Origin of the sequence: Microcoleus sp. (genome assembly GCF_049646505.1) — a bacterium.
Lineage (GTDB): Bacteria > Cyanobacteriota > Cyanobacteriia > Cyanobacteriales > Microcoleaceae > Microcoleus.
Genome location: NZ_JBARVX010000088.1, coordinates 1 through 2,604 on the forward strand (window position 1 = coordinate 1; position 2,604 = coordinate 2,604).

Consider the following 2,604-nt stretch of genomic DNA (forward strand, 5'->3'; position numbering starts at 1 on the left):
ACAGTGCTGCAAGTCTAAAAAGCTCTTAAAACCTTGGCGAAGCTAACATTACCCGAAAGGGACTCGGAGACAACCATATCTCCACAGAGGGGCAACCATACCCCTCTCCCCCGCAAGGGGATTTAAATTAATGTAAAGCCGTCCTAGAAGGACGGGGTTTCAAACCCATTTTTCTGATGAATAGGAACGAAGGCTAGGCTATGACAAAATTTTCATAGCAATTTTCTCGGCGTAAATTTATCGTTACCGCAGGTGCATCTGCAGTCAGTACAATACTCCTCAAAGCTTGTACTCCCCCAGAACCAGGTAGTACCGCAGGTGCCGGCGGTGGGGCTACTACAGGCGGGGCATCCCCAGCGCCCACATCAGCAGTTGCTGTGGCCAACGAGAAAAAAGTAGAGGGCATCGAAACTACGAAAGTTATCTTGGGATACATCCCGATCGTCGAAGCAGCAGGTTTGATTATTGCCAAAGAAAAAGGCTTTTTTGCCAAGTACGGCATGACCGATGTAGAAGTTGCCAAACAAGCCAACTGGGGCTCTGCCAGAGACAACTTAGAAATCGGATCTGCAGGCGGCGGCATTGACGGAGGCCAGTGGCAAATGCCCATGCCTTATCAAATTAGTGAAGGTCTGATCACCAAAGGTAGCTTGAAATACTCACCGTCATAAATGAGCGGTGATTCTTGACGCTTCATCGGGTTCTGCTAACCGTTGCTAGTCTGACAATCCCTCTGCGTCCGTTTTGAGTCGTGGCGATTTCCCATCCCGACTTTTTCGATATTTTTGGATGCGTTTTGATCTCTATCTGCGAGCGTACCACAACTAACACAAAGCACTGAACGAATAGATAAATCAATCTTGCCCCATTTAAAACCACAATCCGCACAAACTTGGCTAGTAGGCTGCCACCTACTAATTACTTGAAATTCTCTCCCAAACTTTTCAGACTTAGCCTCACAGAGAGTCCTAAACTCCCTCCATCCTTGCTGACTAATTGCCCGTGAAAGTTTCCGGTTTTTCACCATGCCTGACACGTTCAAATCTTCCAAAATAATCACTTGGTTTTCCTTGACCACTTTGGTTGACAATTTGTGCAGGAAATCTTTACGGGTGTCGGCAATGCGGTTGTGCAACTTGGCAATTTTGATTCGGGTTATGTTTCTCCTTTTAGAATCTTGTGGCTGGCGAGCTAATTTGCGCTGGAGTATACGAACTTTCCGGTCTAACTTTTTATAGTTAGGGCTTTGGGCTTTTTCACCATTACTCATTACCGCAAAAGTCTTGATCCCCAGATCGATTCCGATACTTTGGTTTTTAGCATCAGATTGAACAGGTTGAACTTCTACCACAAAACTTACGAAATAACGATTTGCACAATCTTTGATTACTGTTGCCGAGCTAGGCTCAGAGGGTAGATCCCTTGACCATATTGGCTTGACAATACCAATCTTGGCTAAGTAGACACCGCCATTTTTTAGAGAAAAACCTCCAATCCTAAATCGGGCCGACTGGCTATTTGTTCTTTTCTTGAACTTAGGATAACCAACCTTACGACCTTTTCGCTTTCCTTTGCAGGAATCGAAGAAGTTCTTGAAAGCTGTCTCTAAGTCTGCTACAGATTGCTGTAGAGGAATATTAGAAACTTCGCTCAGCCAAGCTCTTTCTTCGGTCTTTTTCGCTTGGGTTATTACGATTTTTGGCAAATCAGATGAACTTGGCTTTTTTTCAGACTGCAGAGAGAGGGCTAGACTATCGTTCCAGACGACCCTCACGCAGCCAAACAGCCGAGACCAGCTCTGCTTTTGTTCTGTCGTCGGATAAAATCTGTACTTGAATCTCGCCTTCATGGTTATACTGAATATTGGTCTGTAGGTTTGATTATATATTGGTCTGCAAGTAATGACAACTATTTACCGTCGCGAACGTCATTCTGTTACAAAACTTAAAATACATTTGGTCTGCATAACAAAATATCGTCGGTCTGTATTCACTGGCGAAGGTCTTGATTTGATTGAAAAGTCGTTTCTCTCTTGTAGCTCAAAAAATGAACTTTCGAGTGCTAGAGTTCAACGGGGAAGCCGATCATGTTCATGCGCCGATCGAGTATCCGCCTAAATTGTCGATATCTCAAATAGTTAACGCGCTCAAAGGCGTTTCCAGTCGTAGATACGGACAGGCTGGACACAAAAAACCCCACAAAGAAGCATTGTGGAGTCCTAGTTATTTTGCCGTTTCTGTTGGGGGTGCGTAAGAAAGAAGTTTTGAAGGAGTATATCAGAAATCAAGAAAAGCCGGCCACGCTCAGAAGGGGCTTGTATCCCATTTTTTTGGTCAACCAGACGAACACCCAAACCCAGATCCAGCAACCAAACGACCGCCGCGGGCCTTTTTTGGTGATGGACAATGTTAATAAAGTATATCCAAACGGTTACAGGGCATTAGAAAATATTAACTTGACTGTAGCTGAGGGAGAGTTTATCAGAAAACTGGGTTTAAAACCCCGTCCTTCTAGGACGGCTTTTCTTGCTCTTTGATGTATTGCTTCAATATTTCAATAGGGGCACCGCCAACTGACGAGGCAAAGTAACTCGGACTCCACAAA

Annotated in this window: 3 protein-coding genes and 1 pseudogene; 2 read left to right on the top strand and 2 right to left on the bottom strand. The window is 44.6% G+C overall.

Translation table 11 applies throughout. The annotated features are described in order from the left end of the window. The first annotated feature begins 377 nt into the window (after window positions 1–377). The gene (locus tag WBA89_RS04985) at window positions 378–671 is read left to right on the top strand and encodes an ABC transporter substrate-binding protein (RefSeq protein WP_424404430.1); all 294 of its coding nucleotides are present in this window, start codon (window positions 378–380) and stop codon (window positions 669–671) included. A gap of 35 nt (window positions 672–706) precedes the next feature. Here WBA89_RS04985 and WBA89_RS04990 read toward each other — a convergent pair whose 3' ends face one another. Next, the gene (locus WBA89_RS04990) at window positions 707–1,849 is read right to left on the bottom strand and encodes an RNA-guided endonuclease InsQ/TnpB family protein (protein WP_424404431.1); all 1,143 of its coding nucleotides are present in this window, start codon (window positions 1,847–1,849) and stop codon (window positions 707–709) included. Window positions 1,850–1,901: 52 nt separating this feature from the next. Here WBA89_RS04990 and tnpA point away from each other — a divergent pair. After that, window positions 1,902–2,299, top strand: a pseudogene (gene tnpA, locus WBA89_RS04995) (IS200/IS605 family transposase); the annotation flags it as partial. A gap of 211 nt (window positions 2,300–2,510) precedes the next feature. On the opposite strand, the gene WBA89_RS05000 reads toward tnpA, so the two are convergent. After that, a partial coding sequence (locus WBA89_RS05000; RefSeq protein WP_424404428.1) for a transposase occupies window positions 2,511–2,604 on the bottom strand: 94 nt, incomplete at its 5' end.